Below are 18,807 nucleotides of genomic sequence, written 5' to 3'. Positions count from 1 at the left end.
GGACGGGCGGGGTCAGCGGCCGGTGGCGTAGTTCTGGGCGCCCCGGGGGTTGGCGGCGGCGGACAGGACACCCGTGCGGGGGTCTCGGGTGACGGCGCACAGGCGGCCCAGGCTCCACGGGTCGGCGCGGCGCACGGTGTGGCCCTTCGCGCGCAACGCGGCCCGCACGTCCGGATCGATCCGGTCCTCCACCACCAGCACGCCCGGCTCGACCTCACGCGGATAGAACGACGCCGGGAGGCTGGTGGTGTGCCACGCCGGCGCGTCGATCGCCTCCTGCAACTCCTGCCCGCCGACGAGGTGACGCAGCAGGAACAGCAACTGCCACTGGTCCTGCTGGTCGCCGCCGGGCGTGCCGCAGGCCAGCACCGGCTCGCCGCCACGCAGCACCAGCGTCGGGCTCAACGTGGTTCGCGGACGCCGGCCCGGCCGCAGCGACGACGCCAGCCCCTCCTCCAGCCAGCACATCTGCAACCGGCTGCCCAGCGGGAAGCCCAGCTCCGGGATGGTCGGCGAACTCTGCAACCAGCCTCCGCTCGGGGTGGCCGAGATGATGTTGCCCCACCGGTCCACCACGTCGACGTGGCAGGTGTCGCCGCGGGTCACCCCGTCCGCGCGTACCGTCGGTTCGCCGGTGCTCGGGTCCGGCGGGCCGGCCCGCCGGGCGGCGTGCGCGCGCAGGTGCGCCGGGAGCCGCGGCGACCCGCCCGCCGGGCGGCCCGGGCGCAGGTCGGTCGACGCGTGGTCGCCGATCAGCGCGGCCCGCTCCCGGGCGTACGCCGGGGACAGCAGCGCCGCGCCCGGCACGTCGGTGTCGCCGTACCACGCCTCCCGGTCGGCGAAGGCGAGCTTCAGCGCCTCGGCCTGGGCGTGGATGCCGTCCACCGTGGACGGGTCCAGCGCCCGGGGGCCGTCGAGCGCGTCGAGCGTCGCCAGCGCCTGCAACAGTACCGGGCCCTGGCCCCAGAAACCGGTCTTCGCCACCGTGTGCCCCCGCCAGTCGAGCGTGACCGGCTCCTCCCAGGTGGCCGACCAGCCGGCCAGGTCGTCGCCGGTGACCAGGCCGGCGTGCGGGCGACCACTGGAGTCTCGGAACGGGCGGCGACTGAACCTGTCGATCGCCTCGGCGACGAAGCCCTCCCGCCAGGCGCGCCGGGCCGCCTCGATCTGTGCCACCCGGTCCGCCCCGGCAGCCCGCCCGGCAGCGACCAGGCGGCGCAGCGTCTCCGCGTACGCCGGGTTGGTGACCATCTCCCCCGGCGCGGGCGGGCGGCCGTCGCGCAGCCAGAGCCGCGCGGAGGTCGGCCAGTGCTCGGCGAACAGCGACCGGACCCGCGCCACGGTCTGCCCGGCCGCGCCGACCAGCGGATGACCGGCGGCGGCGTAGCCGATCGCCGGTTCCAGCACCTCGTCGAGCGGGCGGGTGCCGTGGTCGCGCAGCAGGAGCAGCCAGGCGTCCACCGCGCCGGGCACCACGGCGGCGAGCGGGCCGGCGCCGGGCACCAAATCCAGACCGAGCGCCCGGAAGTGCGCGACGGTGGCGCCGGCCGGGGCCGGGCCCTGGCCGCAGAGCACCCGCGGGGTGGGATCGCCGGCCGTGGCGAGGATCGCGGGCACCTCGCCGCCGGGGCCGTTGAGGTGCGGCTCGACCACGTGCAGCACGAAACCGGCGGCGACCGCGGCGTCGAACGCGTTGCCGCCGCGCTCCAGCACGCCCATCGCGGACTGGCTGGCCAGCCAGTGCGTCGAGGAGACCATGCCGAACGTGCCGCGCAGCGTCGGCCGGGTGGTGAACGTCATCGGGCGCCTCCTGCGGGCGATGGCGGCCGGGTGAGCCTACGCCGCGCCGCCGTCCCGGTCCGGCCCGCCGGCGGCGGGGTGCCGCGCGCCGTCCAGCGGGAACAGGCAGGCGGCGTGCTGGCCGGGACCGACCTCGGCCAGCGCCGGATCGGTCCCGGCACACGCGTCGCGGGCCTGCGGGCAGCGGGTACGGAAGCGGCAACCGCTGGGCGGGTCCACCGGGCTGGGGATGTCACCGGAGAGCACGATGCGCCGGCGTTCCCGCTCGACGCGGGGATCGGCCACCGGCACCGCCGACAGCAGCGCCGCCGTGTACGGGTGCGCCGGCCGCTGGTAGATCCGCTCCGGTGGGCCGGTCTCCACGATGCGGCCCAGGTACATCACCGCGATCCGGTCGCTCATGTGCTCGACGGCCGCCAGGTCGTGCGCGATGAACAGGTAGGTCAGCCCGAGATCGCGTTGCAGCCGCCGGAGCAGGTTCATGATCTGCGCCTGCACGCTCAGGTCCAGCGAGGCGATCGGTTCGTCCAGCACGATCAGATCCGGCTCACCGGCCAGCGCGCGGGCCACCCCCACCCGCTGACGCTGGCCGCCGGACAGCTCGTGCGGGTGCCGGTCGGCGGTCTCCGGCCGCAGGCCGACCAGCTCCAACAGCTCCGCCACCCGATCCCGGCGGGCGGCGGCGGACGTGGCCAGCCGGTGCACCACAAGCGGCTCGGCGACGCTGTCCGCGACCGTACGGCGCGGGTCCAGCGACGCCTGCGGGTCCTGGAACACCATCGCCACGTGCCGGCGCATGCCGCGCAGGCGACGCCGGGACAGCCGGGTCACGTCCGCGCCGGCCACCCGGACCCGGCCGGCGGTCGGGTCGACCAGCCGCATCAGCGCCAGGCCGGCGGTGGACTTGCCGCTGCCGGACTCGCCGACCAGGCCGAGCGTCTCGCCCCGGCGGACGGCCAGCGTGACGCCGTCCACGGCGCGGACCACGCCGGCCCGGGTCGGGAAGTGCACCGCCAGGTCGTCCAGTTCGGCGACCACGTCCGCCGCTGTCATGGCGTCTCTCCCGGATAGAAGGTGCGGACGGTGTGCCCGTCGCCGACCGGCGTCAACGGGGGCAGCTCGTGCTCGCACCGGGGGTCGGCGCGCACCGGGCAGCGCGGCCAGAACGCGCAGCCCGGCGGCAGGTCGAGCGGGCTCGGCGGGGCGCCCGGAATCGCCACCAGGTCCGCACCCCGGCGGGCCGGGTCCGGCCGCGCCGCGAGCAACGCCCGGGTGTACGGGTGCGTCGGCGCGTCGAACACCGCGTCGACCGGGCCCTGCTCGACGATCCGCCCCCCGTACATCACCGCGACGGTGTCCGCGATGCCGGCGACCACGCCCAGGTCGTGGGTGACCCAGACGACCGCGGTGCCGAGCCGCTGCTGGAGGTCGGCGACCAGCTCGACGATCTGCGCCTGGGTGGTGACGTCGAGCGCGGTGGTCGGCTCGTCGGCGATCAGCAGGTCCGGCTCGCAGGCCAGCGCCATGGCGATGACGACACGCTGGCGCATGCCGCCGGAGAACTGGTGCGGGAACGCGTCGACCCGCTGCGCGGCCGACGGGATGCCGACCAGGTCGAGCAGCTCCACCGCCCGGGCCCGGGCGGCGCGGCGGGTCAGCCCGAGGTGCGCCTCGGCCGCCTCGGTGACCTGCCGGCCGACCGGCAGCACCGGGTTGAGCGACGTCATCGGGTCCTGGAACACGAACCCGACGTGCCGGCCGCGCAGCCTGCGCCGGCGGTCGTCGGGCAGCGCGCTCAGCTCGGTGTCGAGCAGCCGGACCCGGCCGGTGACCGTGGCGGCGCGTGGCGCCAGGCCGGTCGCCGCGAGCAGCGTCATGCTCTTGCCGCTGCCCGACTCGCCCACCAGCGCGAACGTCTCGCCGGCCCGCACCTGCCAGGACACGCCGGCCACGGCGCGGGCCGGCCCGCGCCGGGTGCCGACGGTGACGGTGAGGTCCTCGACGGAGAACACGGTGCGCTCGCTCATGGGGTGCTCCGGCGGGCCTCGCTGAGGGTGAGCTGGCGGGGGTCGAGCACGTCGCGCAGCGCGTCACCGACCAGGTTGAATGCGAGCACGGTCAGGAAGATCGCCGCGCCCGGGAACACGCCCAGCCACCAGGCGTCGGTGACGAAGCCCCGCCCGTCGAAGAGCATCCGACCCCAGGCCGGCGCCGGCGGCTGGATGCCCAGCCCGAGGAAGGACAGCGCCGCCTCGGACAGGATCGCGAACGCCAGCGACAGCGACGTCTGCACGATCAGCGGCGCGGCGATGTTGGGCAGCACGTGCCGGCGCATGATGCGCAGGTCGGACGCGCCGATCGAGACGGCGGCCCGGACGAAGACCTGCTCGCGGACGGCCAGCACACCGGCGCGGGTGATCCGGGCGAAGATCGGGGTGTAGACCACGCCGATGGCGACCATGGCGGTGAGCAGGCCGGGCCCGAGCACCGCCACGATGGCCACCGCCAGCAGCAGCACCGGGAACGCGAACAGCACGTCCATGCAGCGCATCAGCACGCTGTCCAGCCAGCCCCGGTAGTAGCCGGCGAACAGCCCGAGCGTCACGCCCGCGACCAGCGCGATGCCGACGCTGACCACGCCGACCTGGAGCGAGACGCGCGCCGCGACCAGCACCCGGCTGAGCACGTCCCGGCCCAGCTCGTCGGTGCCGAACGGGTGTGCCCCGCTGGGCGGGCGCAGCATCGCGTCGACGTCGACGTCGTTGACGCCGGACGGGGCCAGCCAGGGACCGGCGACGCCCACCACGACCAGCAGCAGCAGGACCAGCGTGCCGCCGACGGCGAGCGGGTCGCGGCGCAGCGCGTCCAGCACGCGACGCCGGGTGCTCTCGGATGCGCCGCTCACCTGACCGTGATCCTCGGGTCGAGGCGGGCGTAGAGAATGTCCACCAGCAGGTTGACCAGCAGGAACAGCGCGGCCACGAGCAGCACGGCGCCTTGCAGGACCGGATAGTCGCGGGCCTGGACCGCGTCGAACGTGAGCCGGCCGATGCCCGGCCAGGCGAACAGCACCTCGATCACGATCACGCCGCCGAGCAGGCTGGCCAGTTGCACCGCGACCACGGTGACGACCGGGATCAGCGCGTTGCGCAGCACGTGCCGCAGGATCACCACCCGGTTGCGCAGCCCCTTCGCCTCGGCGGTACGCACGTAGTCGGCGGAGAGGACCTCCAGCACCGAGGAGCGGATGAACCGGGTGAGGATCGACGCGGTGACCAGACCGACGGTGACCGCCGGCAGCGCCACGTGCGACGCCCACCGGCCCGGGTCCTCGGTGAGCGCCACGTAGCCCGACGGCGGCAGCCAGCCCAGCACACCGGCGAAGAGGATGATCCCCATGATGCCCATCCAGAAGTCGGGCACCGAGACGCCGAACTGGCTGAACACGCGCGCCGCGTGGTCGACCGCCGAGCCGCTGCGCACCGCCGCGACGATGCCCAGCGGGAACGCCACCAGCAGCGCGAACACCACCGCGGTGAGCGCCAGCGACAGCGTCGCCGGCAGTCGTTCCAGCACGATCCGGCTGACCGGCTGGCCGGTGCGGAAGCTGACCCCGAGGTCGCCGGTGAGCGCGTGACCGAGGTAGCTGGCGTACTGCACGGGCAGCGGCTGGTCCAGGCCGGCGCGCTCCCGCAGCGCCTCGTACGTCTGCGGGTCGAAGCGGGTGCCGAGCGCCACCCGCACCGGGTCGCCCGGCACCAGTTGCAGCAGCAGGAAGACCACCAGGGTGACCCCGAGCAGCACGACCGCGGACTGGAGGACCCGCCGCAGGACGAAGCGGGTCATGTCACTTGCCGAGGGTGACCGAGCGGAACCGGATCGCCCGGTCGCTGCGGACGTCGTAGCCGGACACCTTCTTCGACCAGCCCTGCACCACGTCCGGGTTGTACAGGTAGAGATAGCTGGCGTCGTCGACGATCTGCTTCGCCGCCTGGTCGTACGCCTGCTTGCGGGCGGCCTGGTCGGTCTCGGTCCGGGCGGTGTCGAGCAGCTTGTCCACGGCCGGGTTGGCGTACTTGTGGAAGTTGAACGTGCCGCCGCTGTGGTGCTGCGCGTAGTAGAACTCGTCCGGGTCGACGTTGCCCAGCCAGCCGAGCATGAACCCGTCGAAGTTCCCCTTGGCCTGCTCGTCGAGCCACTGGGCGAAGTCCAGCGTACGGATCTTCACGGTGATCCCGACGTCCTTGAGCTGCGCGGCGATGACCTGGGCGGCGGTGACCGTCTCCGGGTACTCACTCGTGACCATCAGGTCCATGGTGAGGTTGCCGACGCCGGCCTGGCCGAGCATCTGCTTCGCCTTGGCCGGGTCGTGCGAGAAGGGCGCGTAGTCGTAGAAGAAGGCGCTGTTGCGCGGGATGGCGGTCTGGTTGACCGTGGCGAGCCCGAACTTGGCCGCCTTGGTGATCGCCTCCCGGTCCAGCGCGTAGCCGATCGCGCGGCGGACCTCGGGGTTGTCGAACGGCTTGCGGGCCTCGTTGAGCGCCACGTACCAGTAGTCGGTCGACGGCGCGGTCCTCACCACCGGGTCGTCGCCGTCGCGCAACGCCTTCACCTGCTGCGGCGGCAGGTTGTCGGTCCACTGCACCTGGCCGCTGCGCAGGTTCTGCAGCGCGACGGTCGGGTCCTTGACGAACGTGAAGGTGACGCCGTCGAGCTTCGGCTTGTCGCCCCAGTAGGTGTCGTTGCGGACCAGCTTGATGCTGTCACCCGAGGTGTAGCCGGCGACCTTGAACGGGCCGCTGCCGACCGGCGCGGTCTTCACCTTGCCGGACTCCACGTTGGACTTCTCCACGATCGCCACGCCCTTGAAGCCGCCCAGGTTGGCCAGCAGGTTGGGGGTGGGCGCGGTCAACGTCACCACGACGGTGGCCGCGTCGGGACCGGTCACCGACTTGACGGTGGCGAACTTGTAGGCGGTGTTCAGCTTCTGCTTGATGATCCGCTCGTAGGAGTAGACCACGTCCTCCGAGGTCAGCGGCGACCCGTCGGAGAACTTCGCCCCGTCGCGCAGGGTGAACGTCCAGGTGAGCTGGTCGGCGCTGGTGGTCCACTTGGTGGCCAGCGACGGCACCATCTTCAGGTCGGCGTCCGGCTCGACGAGCGTGTCGTAGACGTTCTCCAGGACCTGGAAGCTGTAGTAGGCGGACGTCTTGTGCGGGTCGAGTTGGTCCGGTTCGCCGCCGATCGCGGCGTTGAGGACACCGCCCGCGCCCCCGGCGCTCCCGCCGCCGTCACCGACGTCGACGGCCTCGCCGCCGCTGCATCCGGACAGGACACCGGCCGCGAGCGTGAGCGCCGCGCCGATCACGCCGAGCTTGTTCCTGGACATTGGCCCCCCTGCCGCTTTCCGAACAAAAGAAAGTTTCGGCCACTCTTCTCGCCGAGCGGGATGATGTCAACCGAATCGAGCCGAATCGACCGGTCGGCGCGCGGTTGCCGGTCGGGGTTGAACGGTGGTTCAATCCACCTTCCGCCACCGCGTGCTGGGAGGGCCGCCGTGACCACACACGAGGTCGTCAACCAGGTCCCGCCGCTGGTCGGCCACGACACCGCCGACGATCCGGCGCTGCTCGACGGCCTGGCCCGGGAGGGCGCCGACTGGGCCGCCCCCGGGCTGCGCGAGCTGGGCCGGCTGGCCGGCGGCGAGGCGGCCGGCGAGCACGGCCGGCTGGCCAACGAGCACCCGCCGGTGCTGCGCACCCACGACCGCTACGGCCACCGCGTCGACGAGGTGGAGTTCCACCCCTCCTGGCACGAGCTGATGCGTACCGCGGTCGGGCACGGCCTGCACGCCGCGCCGTGGGCCGACGACCGGCCCGGCGCCCACGTGGCCCGCGCCGCCGGCTTCTACGTCTGGCGGCCCGACGCCGGGCACGGCTGCCCGATCTCGATGACCTACGCGGCGGTGCCGGCGCTGCGGCACAGCCCCGACCTGGCCGCGCGCTACGAGCCACTGCTGACCAGCACCGAGTACGACTTCGGACTGCGTCCGCCGGAGAGCAAGCGCGGCCTGCTGGCCGGCATGTCGATGACCGAGAAGCAGGGCGGCTCGGACGTACGCGCCAACACCACCACCGCCCGGCCCGAGCCGGACGGCAGCTACCGGCTGGTCGGGCACAAGTGGTTCACCTCCGCGCCGATGTGCGACCTGTTCCTCACGCTCGCCCAGGCGCCGGACGGCCTCACCTGCTTCCTGGTCCCCCGGGTGCTGCCCGACGGCGGTCGCAACCCGATGCGGCTGATGCGGCTGAAGGACAAGCTCGGCAACCGCTCCAACGCCTCCGCCGAGATCGAGTACGAGCACGCGGTGGCGTGGCGCGTCGGCGGCGAGGGCCGCGGCGTGCGCACCATCATCGACATGGTCAACCTGACCCGCCTGGACTGCGTGATCGGCGCGGCGGCCGGCATGCGCCAGGGCGTGACCACCGCCGTGCACCACGCCACGCACCGGCGGGCGTTCGGCCGCTACCTGGCCGAGCAGCCGCTGATGCGTAACGTGCTGGCCGACCTGGCGGTGGAGTCCGAGGCGGCCACCGTGCTGATGACGCGGCTGGCCGGCGCGACCGACCGGTCGGCGCGCGGCGACGCCGGCGAGACCGCGTTCAAGCGCCTGGCGCTGGCGGTCGGGAAGTACTGGGTGTGCAAACGCTGGCCGGGGCACGCCGCCGAGGCGCTGGAGTGCCTGGGCGGCAACGGCTACGTCGAGGAATCAGGCATGCCGCGGCTGTTCCGCGAGTCGCCGCTGAACTCGATCTGGGAGGGCTCCGGCAACGTCGCCGCGCTGGACGTGCTGCGCGCGCTCACCCGGGAGCCGCAGGTGCTGGCCGCGTACGAGGCGGAGGTGGCCACCGCGGCCGGCGCCGACCCGCGCCTCGACGCGGCGGTCCGCGCGGTGCGCGACGAGTTGGCCGACCACACCGACCTGGAGCTGCGGGCCCGCCGCGTGGTGGAGCGGCTCGCGCTGGTGCTCCAGGGCGCGCTGCTGGTCCGGCACGGCCACCCGGCGGTCGCGGACGCGTTCTGCGCGTCCCGGCTGGGCGGCGACCACGGTCAGGCGTACGGGACGCTGCCCGGCGGCCTCGACCTCGCCGCGATCATCGACCGGGCCACCCCGAAGCTCGGCTGACCGGTGCGACTCGTCTCGGCCCACGTCCACCCGGTGAAGTCGCTGGCCGGCGTGGACGTCGACCGGGCCACGGTCGAGCCGTGGGGGCTGCGCCACGACCGGCGCTGGGTGCTGCTGCAACCGGACGGCGCGGTGCTCACCGCCCGCGCCGCGCCCCGGATGCTCGGGCTGACCGCCGTGCCCGGCGTCGGCTCCCTCACGCTCACCGACCGGGCCGGCGGTTCGTTGGTCGTCCCCGAGCCGGTGGCCGGCCCGCCGGCCGCCACCACGCTGTCCCGGCTGGACTCGGTGCGCCTGGCCACCGCCGAGGCGCACGACTGGCTCACCGAACGCCTGGCGCGCCCGGTACGGCTGGGCTGGCTGGACGACCCGCGCCGCCGCCCGGTGTCGCAGACCCACGGAGGCCATCCCGGCGACCCGCTGAACCTCGCCGACGCCGGCCCGCTGCTGGCCGCCACACTGCCGTCGCTGCGCCGCCTGCGGGACTGGATCGTCGAGGGCGCGCTGGAGCGGGGCGAGCCGGCACCGGACCCGCTGCCGATGGCCCGGTTCCGGCCCACCGTGGTGCTCGACGGCCCGGTCGCGCCGTTCGCCGAGGACGGCTGGACCCGGGTGCGCATCGGCGCGGTCGACTTCCGGGTCGCCGAACGCTGCGACCGCTGCTCGCTCACGCTGATCGACCCGGTGACGCTCACCAGCGGCCGGGAGCCGATCCGCACGCTGGCGCGGCACCGGCGGTGGGACGGGAAGGTCTGGTTCGGCATCCGTCTGATCCCGATGGGCACCGGCGAGATCCGGGTCGGCGACCCGGTCACCGCCGACTGACCGCCTCCGGACCCGGGGCCGCACGCGGCCGGCCGGCTCAGGCCGCCCGGGGCCGCACGCGGCCCGCTCAGCCCGGGCGGGGGCGCCACTCGTCGGCGAGGACGGCGAAGACGAGCTGGTCGGCCCACTCGTCACGGAACCGGTAGCTGCGCACGTGCCGCGCCTCCCGGCGCATGCCGAGCCGGGCCAGCAGCCGGGCGGACGCCTCGTTGCCGGCGTGGCACCGACCCGTCACCCGGTGCAGCCCGAACGGGCCGAAACCCCAGTCCAACAACGCGCCGGCCGCCTCGGTGGCCAGGCCCCGGCCGCCGTGGTCGGGGTGGAAGACGTACCCCAGCTCGGCGGTGCGGTCGGCGCGGCTGCGCCAGACCAGCTCCACCGTGCCGATCACCCGGTCACCGGCGACCGCGGCCAGCGTCAGGCAGTCGCCCTCCGCGCGCAGCGCGTCCTCGCCCGCCATCGCGGCCACCGACGCCCGGGACTGCTCCCGGGTACGCGGCCTCGCGAGCGTCCAGCGGCACACGTCGGGACGCCGCTGCCAGGCGTGCACGTCGTCCAGGTCGTCGGGCGTGACCGGGCGCAGCAGCAGTCGCGGCGTCCGCAGTGGATACGTCGGGCGGGCCATCGGGCGATGGTAGAGCCGCCTAGGGTGAACGGTATGCACGTTTCCGCCGACGACCGCAACCCGCTCACCCGGTTGACGCTGGACCAGCTCCGGCAGCGCACCAGCGTCAAGTGGCGGCTGCACCCGCCGGACGTGCTCCCGCTGTGGGTGGCCGAGCAGGACGTGCCGCTCGCGCCGCCGGTGGCCGACGCGCTGCGCCGCGCGGTCGAGCTGGGCGACACCGGTTACGCGCACGGGACGGGCTACGCGGAGGCGCTCGCCGGGTTCGCGGCGCAGCGCTGGGACTGGCCGGACTTCCCGGTCGGGCGCAGCACGCTGGTGCCCGACGTGATGATGGGCGTGGTCGAGGTGCTGCGGCTGGTCACCGAGCCGGAAGACGCGGTGGTGGTCTGCCCGCCCGTCTATCCGCCGTTCTACGCGTTCGTCTCGCACGCCGACCGGCGGGTGCTGGAGGCCCCGCTGGGGCCGGACGGACGGCTCGACCTCGCCGCGCTGGACGAGGCGTTCCGCCGGGCCCGGCTGCTCGGCGCACGGCCCGCGTTCCTGCTCTGCAACCCGCACAACCCGACCGGCGTGGTGCACCGCCGCGACGAGCTGGCCGCCGTCGCCGAGCTGGCCGCCCGGCACGGCGTCCGGGTCGTCTCCGACGAGATCCACGCTCCGCTGGCGCTCGCCGGCGCGCGGTTCACCCCGTACCTGACCGTCCCCGGTGCCGGGAACGCGTTCGCGCTGCTGTCGGCGTCCAAGGCGTGGAACCTCGCCGGTCTCAAGGCGGCGGTGGCGGTGGCCGGGCCGGACGCCGCCGCCGACCTGGCCCGGATGCCGGAGGAGGTCAGCCACGGCCCCAGTCACCTGGGGGTGCTCGCGCACACCGCCGCGTTCGCCGCCGGCGGGCCGTGGCTGGACCAACTCCTCGACGGCCTCGACGCCAACCGCGCGTTGCTCGGGACGCTGCTCGCCGCGCACCTGCCCGCGGTGTCCTGGCAGCCGCCCGAGGGCACCTACCTCGCCTGGCTCGACTGCACCCGGCTCGGCGTGCCCACCGCGACGCCGGGTGACGGGCCAGGCGTGGTCACCGACCTGTCCGGCCCGGCCCGGATGTTCCTCGACGACGCCCGGGTGGCGCTCAGCTCCGGGCACGTCTTCGGCACCGGCGGCGCGGGCTTCGTCCGGCTCAACTTCGCCACCTCGCCCGCCGTGCTGACCGAGGCGGTGACCCGGATGGGCCGGGCCGTCGCCGCGCCGGGATGAGGGCGGGCCCACGCCGGGTCAGGTGGTCGTCCGCCGGTCGAGCGTCTCGCGCAGGATCTCCGCGTGCCCGGCGTGCTGCCGGGTCTCGGCGATGACGTGCATCAGCACCGCGCGCACGCTCAGCACCGTGCCGGGCTCGTGCCAGGGCACGTCCGGCACCGGATGCGCCGCCGACAGGTCGGCCAGGCCGGCGACGATCTCCTCGGTACGGGCGGCGACCCGCGCGTACCGGTCGAGGATGGCGGGGAGCGTGTCCTCGGGCAGCATCTGGAACGTCCGCTCCCGTTCGATCGCCCAGCGCGGCAGTTCGCGCGCCGTGCCGGCCAGGAACTCCGCCCAGGTCACGCCGTCGGGCAGGGTGAAGGTCATCACCGCCGGGCCGTCGACCACGAACCGCAGCCAGGCCTCCTCGCCGGCCGCGACGTGCTTGAGCACCCCGCCCAGGCAGAGCGCGCTCACGGTGGGGCGCTCCCCCGCCTGGGCGTCGGTCAGGTCGCGCACCGTGGCGGTCAGCGCGGCGCGGGCGCCGGCGAGCGCCCGGAGCAGGGCGGTCCGCTCGGCGTCGAGCGTGGTGGGCGGCGCGGTCGGGGCGGTCGTGGTCACGGTCATCGGTTCCTTCCGGTCGGCGATCGGTGCCGGTCCACGCTCGCAGGCGTAGCGGTCAGTTCCTGTCCGCCACCCGGGGCAGAATGCGACCCATGTCGACGACGTCCGCCCGCCTGCTCGCCCTGCTGTCCCTGTTGCAGGCCCGTCGCGACTGGCCGGGCGCGGTGCTTGCCGAACGACTCGGGGTGAGCGCGCGGACCGTGCGCCGCGACGTCGACCGGCTGCGCGAGCTGGGCTATCCGATCGCCGCCGCCAAGGGTCCGGACGGCGGCTACCGGCTGGGCGCCGGGGCGGCGCTGCCGCCGCTGCTCTTCGACGACGAGCAGGCCGTGGCGCTCACCGTGGCGTTGCAGACCGCGGCGACCACCGTGACCGGCATCGAGGAGTCCGCCGCGCGGGCGCTGACCACGGTCCGGCAGGTCATGCCGACGCGGCTGCGCCACCGCGTCGACGCCCTGCGGGTGGTCGCGGTGGAGAAGTCCGGCGGCCCGGCCCGGCCCCGGGTCGAGCCGGGCCTGCTGGTAACGCTCAGCGCCGCCGTGCACGCCCGCGAGGTGCTGCGCTTCGACTACCCGGCCGCGCCGGCGGCCGATCCACCGGACGGCCCTCCGCCGCCGCGCCGGGTCCAGCCGCACCACCTGGTCACCTGGGGCGGGCGCTGGTACCTCGTCGCCTGGGACCTGGACCGCGACGACTGGCGCACGTTCCGCGTCGACCGGATCAGCCCGCGCACCCCGACCGGTCCCCGGTTCACGCCCCGGGAGCTTCCCGGCGGCGACGTGGCGGCGTTCGTCGCCGGCCGGTTCCACGGCGTCGGCGGCCCCGGTGACTGGCCGTGCCGTGGGGAGGTGATCCTCGACCTGCCCGCCCGGACGGTCTCCACCTGGACCCGCGACGGCCTGGTCGAGGAACTCGGCCCGGACCGCTGCCGGCTGGTGCTCGGCGCCTGGTCCTGGCCGGGCCTGGCGGCCCTGCTCGGCCGGTACGACGCCGACATCGAGGTGGTCGGGCCGCCCGAGCTGCGGGACGCGTTCGCCCGCCTGGCCCGGCGCTACGCCGCCGCGGCCGTCGACACCCGCCGGCCGGCTTCCCCGTGACCACCACCCTCGCCCCGCAGCGCGGCGACCGCGTCAGTCGGTCGGCAGGAACGGGCGCATGAACGTGCGGTCGTACCGCAGCACGCACCCCGACTCGTCGCGGATCCGGTCGGCCGCGACGAACTCCGGGTCCACGCCGAACCGGGAGCGGTACCGCTCGTACGCCGCGAGGCTCTCGAAGCTGAACAGCGCCTCGGCCCGGTCGCTGGCGCCCTCGGCGGGCAGAAAGTAGCCGTGGTGCACGCCGCCGTGCCGGGCCACCAGCGTCATCCAGGCGCGGGCGAACCGTTCGAACGCCTCGATCCGGGCGGGATCGATGGTGTAGTGCACGACGCACGTGATCATGCGACCAGCCTAGCGGCGCGCGGTCACCGTCCGGCGTCGCTGGAGGGCGAGCCGAGTGGGCCGGCCCCGCCCGTGCGCTCGGCGACCACCACCGCGATGCCGTCAAGCACCCGCCGCAGCCCGAACTCGAAGGCGTACTCCGGGCCGTAGGCCGCGCCGTGCGCCGCGCCGGCGGCCGAGCCGACCCGGGCCGCGACCGGGTAGCTGCCCGAGGTCATGAACTTCTCCAGCCACGGGCCGTGGATCTGCCACCACTGCCCGTCGGTCATCCCGGTCTCGCGTTCCAGCTGCGCGCCGTCGTGGTCGGCGCGGGCGATGCTCTTGACGTGCCCGAGGACCAGGGTGAGCACGGCGTCCATCTCCACGTCGTCCAGCCCGATGTCGGCCACGGCGCGCAGCTCGTAGTCGTACTTGGCGAGCGTGTGCGGGCCGAGCACCGGGCGGCTGGTCTCGGCGCGCAGCAGCCACGGGTGGGCGCGGTAGAGCGCCAGGTTGTCCCGGGCGATCCGGTCCAGCCGGCCGCGCCAGCCGCCGGGCACGTCGGCCGGGCGCGGCATGTCGCCGTAGACGGTGTCGACCATGACGTCGAGCAGCTCCGACTTGCCGGGCACGTAGGTGTAGACCGACATGGTGCCGGCGCCCAGCGCCTCGCTGACCCGCCGCATGGTGAGCGCGTCGATGCCCTCGGCGTCGGCGATCTCGACGGCCGCCCGCACGATCCGGTCGACGCTGAGCCCCGGGCCGGCGCCGCGGCTGGTGGGCTCCCGGGTGCGCCAGAGAATGGCCAGGCTGCGTGCGGGATCGGCCTTGCCGCTGCGCTCCTTCGACATAGTGGCTCCATCCTACCGGCGGCATACCGTATGGCGTACGGGCCGTCCGCCGGGGCGGCCGGCCGGAGCGGGACCCTCCGACCGGCCGCCGGTCCACGGATCAGTCTCTCGACAGGTCCAGCAGGGCGTCGGCCGGGTCCGGTCCGGGCGGGCCCGCCGGCCACCACCGGCCGGAACGCCTGCGGAACGGGTACCAGCGGCCGTCCGGGCCGTAGCGCACCTGCACGTCCCGGCCCACGGTCCAGCGGTTGCGCCAGTTCCGCACCCGCGGCGTCGCGCCGCCGATCCCGCCGGCCTCGCGCAGCGCGTCGGTGGCCCGGGACACCAGCTCCTTCGGCGGGCTGAACACCGCGTCGACAGCGGCCAGGCCGGCGACGCCGGCGTACTCCCAGGCCCTGATCGCCAGGGGCAGGTCGTCGGCCCGGCCGCTGGCCTCCGCGAGGCGGCGCGCGGCCCGCGAGCGCGGCATCCGCGACGCCAGCCGCACGGCGTCCGCCCAGGCGTCACGCTCGGGCGCGAGCACCTCGGCCGCGTCGGCGGTGAGCAGCCGCCGGGCCCGGGACGCGGCATCCGCGGCGAGCACGCCCAGCGCCTCGGCGTCCAGGCCGGGCGCGTCGTGCGGGGCCAGCAGCGGCGTGAGCGCCATCGGCTCGTCGCGGACCAGCGGCGGCGGTTCGGGCAGGGCGGCCGGGACGGTCGCGTACGCCTCCTCGGCCCGGATGCCGACGGCGCCCGCCGGGTCGGCGGCGACCGCGCGGCCGGCGTTACGCGTGCGCAGCTCCTCGATCAGCTCCGGCTCCGCCCGCCCCCGCATCAGCAGCAGCACGAACGGATCCCGGTCCAGCAGCCAGGACGCCTGGTAGACCAGCGCGGCGGCGTGCCGGCAGGGATGGTCCCAGGACGGGCAGTCGCACGACGGCTCCAGGTCGCCGTAGCCGGGCAGCAGCCGTACCCCGACGTCGTCGGCGGTGGTCACCAGGTCCTGCGGCATGTCCCGGTCGAGCAGCGCGGCGATGTGCCCGGCCCGGGCGGCGACCCGGTCCAGCAGGCGGTCCCACTCCGCGTCGGCGAGCGTGGAGATCCGGACCTCGGTGTGGTGCGGGGTGTACTGGTCGCCGTCGTGCACCGGCGCGGAGATCCGCCCGGGGCTCACCGTGATCGGCCCGACCTGACCGGCGAACGCGTACCGCCGGCCCTTCCTGAGCTGTTCCTGGTCGAGCGCGGTGTGCTCCATCGACTCGATCCAGGCGTTTCCCCACCAGGTGTCGGCGAACTTCCTGCCGATCCGCCGGCCCGGCCCGAACGCCGGGAAGCTCCGGGCCCGCCCGTCGTCCTCGACCGGCCCGGTCGCCTCGTCGTCCGGCTCGTCGTCGAACCCGAAGTCGAAGTCCACGTCCGTCATCCCTCGTCGCGCAGCCGCACGAGCCGCAGCAGCTCGGCGTCGGACAGTTCGGTCAGCGCGGTCTCGCCGCCGGTGAGCACCGCGTCGGCCAGTTCCCGCTTGGACTCCAGCAGCGCGGCGATCCGGTCCTCCAGGGTGCCCTGGGCGATCAGTCGGTGCACCTGCACCGGCCGGGTCTGCCCGATCCGGTACGCCCGGTCGGTGGCCTGCTCCTCCACGGCCGGGTTCCACCACCTGTCGTAGTGGATGACGTGGTCGGCCCTGGTCAGGTTGAGACCGGTGCCGGCCGCCTTGAGGGAGAGCAGGAACACCGGCGCCGCGCCGGCCTGGAACCGGCGGACCATCTCCTCGCGCTGCGGCACCGGCGTGCCGCCGTGCAGCAGTTGCGCCGGCACGCCCCGCGCGGCCAGGTGCCGCTCCAGCAGCCGGGCCATCCGCACGTACTGAGTGAAGACCAGGGCGCCGCCGTCCTCGGCGAGGATGGTCTCCAGCAGGTCGTCGAGGAGCTGCAGTTTCTCCGAGCGGCCGGAGAGTTCGCCGTGTGGCTCCTTCAGGTAGTGCGCCGGGTGGTTGCACACCTGCTTCAGCCCGACGAGCAGCTTCAGCACCAGTCCTCGGCGGGCGATGCCGGTCGGGCTGGCGCGGATCTCGCCCATCACCTCGTCGACGACCCGGCGGTAGAGCGTCTCCTGCTCGGCGGTGAGCGACACCAGGTGGTCGGTGACCGTCTTCGGCGGCAGCTCCGGCGCGATGCCCGGGTCGGACTTGCGGCGCCGCAGCAGGAACGGACGGACCAGGCGGGACAGCCGGTCCACGCCGGACGCGTCCCGGTCCACCTCGATCGGCCGGGCCCACCGGGCCCGGAACGTGCCGACCGTGTCGAGCAGGCCGGGTGTGGTCCAGTCGAGGATGGTCCACAGCTCGGAGAGGTTGTTCTCCACCGGTGTGCCGGTGAGCGCGAGGCGGGCGTCGGCGGGGATCTCGCGTAGCGCCCTCGCGGTGCCGCTGAGCCGGTTCTTCACGTACTGCGCCTCGTCCGCGACCACCATCCCCCACCGCCGCCCGCCGAGCACGACCGCGTCCAGTCGCATGGTGCCGTAGCTGGTCAGCACGAACCCGTCGGTGCGGTCGTCGAGCGTGCGGGCCGCGCCGTGGAACCGGCGCACCGGCACGCCCGGCGCGAACCGGCGGATCTCGCGTTCCCAGTTGCCCAGCACCGAGGCCGGGCAGACCACGAGCGTCGGCCCGGCGAGGGCCGGGTCGGCACGGCGGCGCAGGTGCAGCGCGACGACGGTGACGGTCTTGCCCAGACCCATGTCGTCGGCGAGGCAGCCGCCGAAGCCGAGCGAGGTCATCCGGTCCAGCCAGCGCAACCCACGCAGTTGGTACGCGCGGAGCGTGCCGGCCAGCCCGGTCGGCGGGACCAGCCGCTCGGGGCCGCCGTCCGGCTCGGCGATCCGCTCGCGCAACGCGCCGAGCCAGCCGTCGGCCACCACCTCGACGCGCTCGTCGTCCACCTCGGTGCTGGCGATCAACGTGGCGGCCAGCGCGTCGTACGCCTTGAGCGGAGGGAGCTGCCGCTCCCGGGCCCGGCGGGCCAGCTCCGGCGCGACCGCCACCCACTGCTCGCGCAGTCGGACGATCGGCCGGGACTTGGCGACCAGGTCCATCTCCGTGTCGGTGAGCGCCTCGCCGGCGAGCGTGAGCTGCCAGCTCCGCGGCATCGGCGCGGCCGAGCGGAGGAAGCCGGCCGGGTCGGCCGGCTGTTCCGGCGGCGAGGAGATCAGGACGCGGGCGGCGAGCTCGCGGGACAGCCGCGGCGGCCACTCGACGTCGATGCCGGCCGCGGCGAGCTGCCGTTCGGCGCCGCCCAGCAGGTCGATCAGATCCTCGTCGAGCAGTTCCAGCTCGACCGGGGCGGCCTCGTCGAGCAGCCGGGCCAGCGGCTGCCACACCGTCGCGGCCCGGCGCACCGCGCGCACGGCCTCGAACGTGGCCTGCTCGCCGAGGCCGTGCGCGTCGCCCTCCCAGAGCGCCGCCGCGTCGCTGACCACCGTCGGGTCGGCGAGGCTGCGCAGGCGGACCACGGCGGTGAGGCCGGTGGTCGCGAAGTCGTCGCGCCCCGCCAGCCGCAACGCCACCCGCAGCCCGGTGTCCACGCCGGCGGAGACCTCGCGCGCCCAGTCGCGCAGCTCCTCCACCGGCTGCGGGTCCAGGCCGGTGAACCGGTCGTCGCCGGTCAGCCACGGCGCCGCCGGGATGCGCGGCAGCGTGTCGGCCACCGCGTCCAGGAACGCCCGGACCAGGTCCTCGGCGTCGGGCAGCACGAGCGTCCCGGCGAACGGGTCGACCGGCACCGCGCGGGCCCCGGCCGGCATCGCCGCGGCGAGCGCGCGGATGCGCTCCACGTCGGTGACGTCGAACGGGCCGGCCCGCCAGGCGTCGTGCCCGTCCGGGGTGACGCCGGGCAGCAGCCGGCCCCGGGCCACCAGGTGCAGCCCGGTGACCGCCACCGCCGACCAGAACGCGGCGGCGGGCGTCACGTCCGCCTCGTCGCGCAGCGCGACGAGCCGCCGGACCGCGTCGGCGACCGGCACGGCGCAGGCCCGCACCTGCCACGCCGCGACCGGGCCGTCGAGGGGCAGCGCCAGCGTCAACTCGCGGACGTCGCCGAGTTCGTCGAACTCGTCGGGCACCGCGTCGCCGGTCGGGTCGTAGAAGCTGACCGTGCCGGCCCGGGGCGGGTCGCCCGGCTCGAAGACGACCGCGAACCGCCCGAGCAGCACCTCGTACCTCCCGACCTCGCCGGCGGTCCACCCCGCTTGGCGTACAACGTACCG

General features: G+C 75.0%; 16 protein-coding genes. 4 read left to right on the top strand and 12 right to left on the bottom strand.

Going from position 1 to position 18,807, the window contains the following annotated elements; all coding sequences use genetic code 11:
• Positions 1-12 precede the first annotated feature (12 nt).
• The 6 genes from ACIA6B_RS01780 to ACIA6B_RS01755 are packed head-to-tail and all read right to left on the bottom strand — an operon-like array spanning position 13 to position 7,189.
• A complete protein-coding gene (locus ACIA6B_RS01780) occupies positions 13-1,800 on the bottom strand; it encodes a gamma-glutamyltransferase family protein (RefSeq protein WP_396769932.1) in 1,788 nt (595 codons plus the stop codon).
• 36 nt (positions 1,801-1,836) lie between these two features.
• Positions 1,837-2,853 carry an ABC transporter ATP-binding protein gene (locus ACIA6B_RS01775; RefSeq protein WP_396769930.1) on the bottom strand — a complete coding sequence of 339 codons (1,017 nt, stop codon included), beginning with the start codon at positions 2,851-2,853 and terminating at the stop codon, positions 1,837-1,839.
• Positions 2,850-3,827, bottom strand: a complete 978-nt coding sequence (locus ACIA6B_RS01770; protein ID WP_396769928.1) for an ABC transporter ATP-binding protein — start codon at positions 3,825-3,827, stop codon at positions 2,850-2,852. The genes ACIA6B_RS01775 and ACIA6B_RS01770 overlap by 4 nt, the downstream gene beginning before the upstream one ends.
• Complete coding sequence (locus ACIA6B_RS01765; protein ID WP_396769926.1) at positions 3,824-4,705, bottom strand: ABC transporter permease; 882 nt, start codon at positions 4,703-4,705, stop codon at positions 3,824-3,826. Before ACIA6B_RS01765 ends, ACIA6B_RS01770 begins: the two co-directional genes overlap by 4 nt.
• Entirely contained in the window at positions 4,702-5,646 is a 945-nt protein-coding gene (locus ACIA6B_RS01760; RefSeq protein WP_281941108.1) for an ABC transporter permease, read from the bottom strand. Before ACIA6B_RS01760 ends, ACIA6B_RS01765 begins: the two co-directional genes overlap by 4 nt.
• Position 5,647: 1 nt before the next feature.
• A complete protein-coding gene (locus ACIA6B_RS01755; RefSeq protein WP_396769924.1) occupies positions 5,648-7,189 on the bottom strand; it encodes an ABC transporter substrate-binding protein in 1,542 nt (513 codons plus the stop codon).
• Positions 7,190-7,357: 168 nt separating this feature from the next.
• On the opposite strand from ACIA6B_RS01755, the gene ACIA6B_RS01750 reads away from it, so the two are divergent.
• Positions 7,358-8,986 (top strand): acyl-CoA dehydrogenase family protein, encoded by a 1,629-nt coding sequence (locus tag ACIA6B_RS01750; protein WP_396769922.1) that lies wholly within the window; start codon positions 7,358-7,360, stop codon positions 8,984-8,986.
• 3 nt (positions 8,987-8,989) lie between these two features.
• Entirely contained in the window at positions 8,990-9,811 is an 822-nt protein-coding gene (locus tag ACIA6B_RS01745; protein ID WP_396769920.1) for an MOSC domain-containing protein, read from the top strand.
• Positions 9,812-9,878: 67 nt separating this feature from the next.
• Here ACIA6B_RS01745 and ACIA6B_RS01740 read toward each other — a convergent pair whose 3' ends face one another.
• Positions 9,879-10,436: a GNAT family N-acetyltransferase gene (locus ACIA6B_RS01740; RefSeq protein WP_396769918.1), complete on the bottom strand. Its 558-nt coding sequence runs from the start codon at positions 10,434-10,436 to the stop codon at positions 9,879-9,881.
• Between the two features lie 33 nt (positions 10,437-10,469).
• Between ACIA6B_RS01740 and ACIA6B_RS01735 the strand changes: the two genes are divergently transcribed.
• Complete coding sequence (locus ACIA6B_RS01735) at positions 10,470-11,687, top strand: MalY/PatB family protein (RefSeq protein ID WP_396769916.1); 1,218 nt, start codon at positions 10,470-10,472, stop codon at positions 11,685-11,687.
• 18 nt (positions 11,688-11,705) lie between these two features.
• Here the strand turns inward: ACIA6B_RS01735 and ACIA6B_RS01730 are convergent, their stop codons facing one another.
• Entirely contained in the window at positions 11,706-12,296 is a 591-nt protein-coding gene (locus ACIA6B_RS01730) for a DUF664 domain-containing protein (RefSeq protein WP_396769914.1), read from the bottom strand.
• Positions 12,297-12,385: 89 nt separating this feature from the next.
• On the opposite strand from ACIA6B_RS01730, the gene ACIA6B_RS01725 reads away from it, so the two are divergent.
• Positions 12,386-13,390 (top strand): helix-turn-helix transcriptional regulator, encoded by a 1,005-nt coding sequence (locus ACIA6B_RS01725; RefSeq protein ID WP_396769912.1) that lies wholly within the window; start codon positions 12,386-12,388, stop codon positions 13,388-13,390.
• A gap of 33 nt (positions 13,391-13,423) precedes the next feature.
• Here the strand turns inward: ACIA6B_RS01725 and ACIA6B_RS01720 are convergent, their stop codons facing one another.
• The 4 genes from ACIA6B_RS01720 to ACIA6B_RS01705 form a co-directional block, all read right to left on the bottom strand.
• Positions 13,424-13,735: an NIPSNAP family protein gene (locus ACIA6B_RS01720; RefSeq protein WP_396769910.1), complete on the bottom strand. Its 312-nt coding sequence runs from the start codon at positions 13,733-13,735 to the stop codon at positions 13,424-13,426.
• Positions 13,736-13,758: 23 nt separating this feature from the next.
• Positions 13,759-14,565: a TetR/AcrR family transcriptional regulator gene (locus tag ACIA6B_RS01715; RefSeq protein ID WP_396769908.1), complete on the bottom strand. Its 807-nt coding sequence runs from the start codon at positions 14,563-14,565 to the stop codon at positions 13,759-13,761.
• 100 nt (positions 14,566-14,665) lie between these two features.
• A complete protein-coding gene (locus ACIA6B_RS01710) occupies positions 14,666-15,967 on the bottom strand; it encodes an SWIM zinc finger family protein (RefSeq protein WP_396769906.1) in 1,302 nt (433 codons plus the stop codon).
• Positions 15,964-18,753 carry a DEAD/DEAH box helicase gene (locus ACIA6B_RS01705; protein WP_396769904.1) on the bottom strand — a complete coding sequence of 930 codons (2,790 nt, stop codon included), beginning with the start codon at positions 18,751-18,753 and terminating at the stop codon, positions 15,964-15,966. The genes ACIA6B_RS01710 and ACIA6B_RS01705 overlap by 4 nt, the downstream gene beginning before the upstream one ends.
• Positions 18,754-18,807: the final 54 nt, after the last annotated feature.

The organism is Micromonospora sp. NPDC051141 (assembly GCF_044455765.1).
Lineage (GTDB): Bacteria > Actinomycetota > Actinomycetes > Mycobacteriales > Micromonosporaceae > Micromonospora.
This window is presented reverse-complemented; position numbering and strand designations above follow the sequence as displayed.

Coding starts and splice junctions, on each gene's coding strand:
- ACIA6B_RS01770 (WP_396769928.1), bottom strand. CDS start 3,827: ATGAGCGAGCGCACCGTGTTCTCCGTCGAGGACCTCACCGTCACCGTC.
- ACIA6B_RS01730 (WP_396769914.1), bottom strand. CDS start 12,296: ATGACCGTGACCACGACCGCCCCGACCGCGCCGCCCACCACGCTCGAC.
- ACIA6B_RS01760 (WP_281941108.1), bottom strand. CDS start 5,646: ATGACCCGCTTCGTCCTGCGGCGGGTCCTCCAGTCCGCGGTCGTGCTG.
- ACIA6B_RS01710 (WP_396769906.1), bottom strand. CDS start 15,967: ATGACGGACGTGGACTTCGACTTCGGGTTCGACGACGAGCCGGACGAC.
- ACIA6B_RS01735 (WP_396769916.1), top strand. CDS start 10,470: ATGCACGTTTCCGCCGACGACCGCAACCCGCTCACCCGGTTGACGCTG.
- ACIA6B_RS01755 (WP_396769924.1), bottom strand. CDS start 7,189: ATGTCCAGGAACAAGCTCGGCGTGATCGGCGCGGCGCTCACGCTCGCG.
- ACIA6B_RS01740 (WP_396769918.1), bottom strand. CDS start 10,436: ATGGCCCGCCCGACGTATCCACTGCGGACGCCGCGACTGCTGCTGCGC.
- ACIA6B_RS01720 (WP_396769910.1), bottom strand. CDS start 13,735: ATGATCACGTGCGTCGTGCACTACACCATCGATCCCGCCCGGATCGAG.
- ACIA6B_RS01725 (WP_396769912.1), top strand. CDS start 12,386: ATGTCGACGACGTCCGCCCGCCTGCTCGCCCTGCTGTCCCTGTTGCAG.
- ACIA6B_RS01780 (WP_396769932.1), bottom strand. CDS start 1,800: ATGACGTTCACCACCCGGCCGACGCTGCGCGGCACGTTCGGCATGGTC.
- ACIA6B_RS01715 (WP_396769908.1), bottom strand. CDS start 14,565: ATGTCGAAGGAGCGCAGCGGCAAGGCCGATCCCGCACGCAGCCTGGCC.
- ACIA6B_RS01775 (WP_396769930.1), bottom strand. CDS start 2,853: ATGACAGCGGCGGACGTGGTCGCCGAACTGGACGACCTGGCGGTGCAC.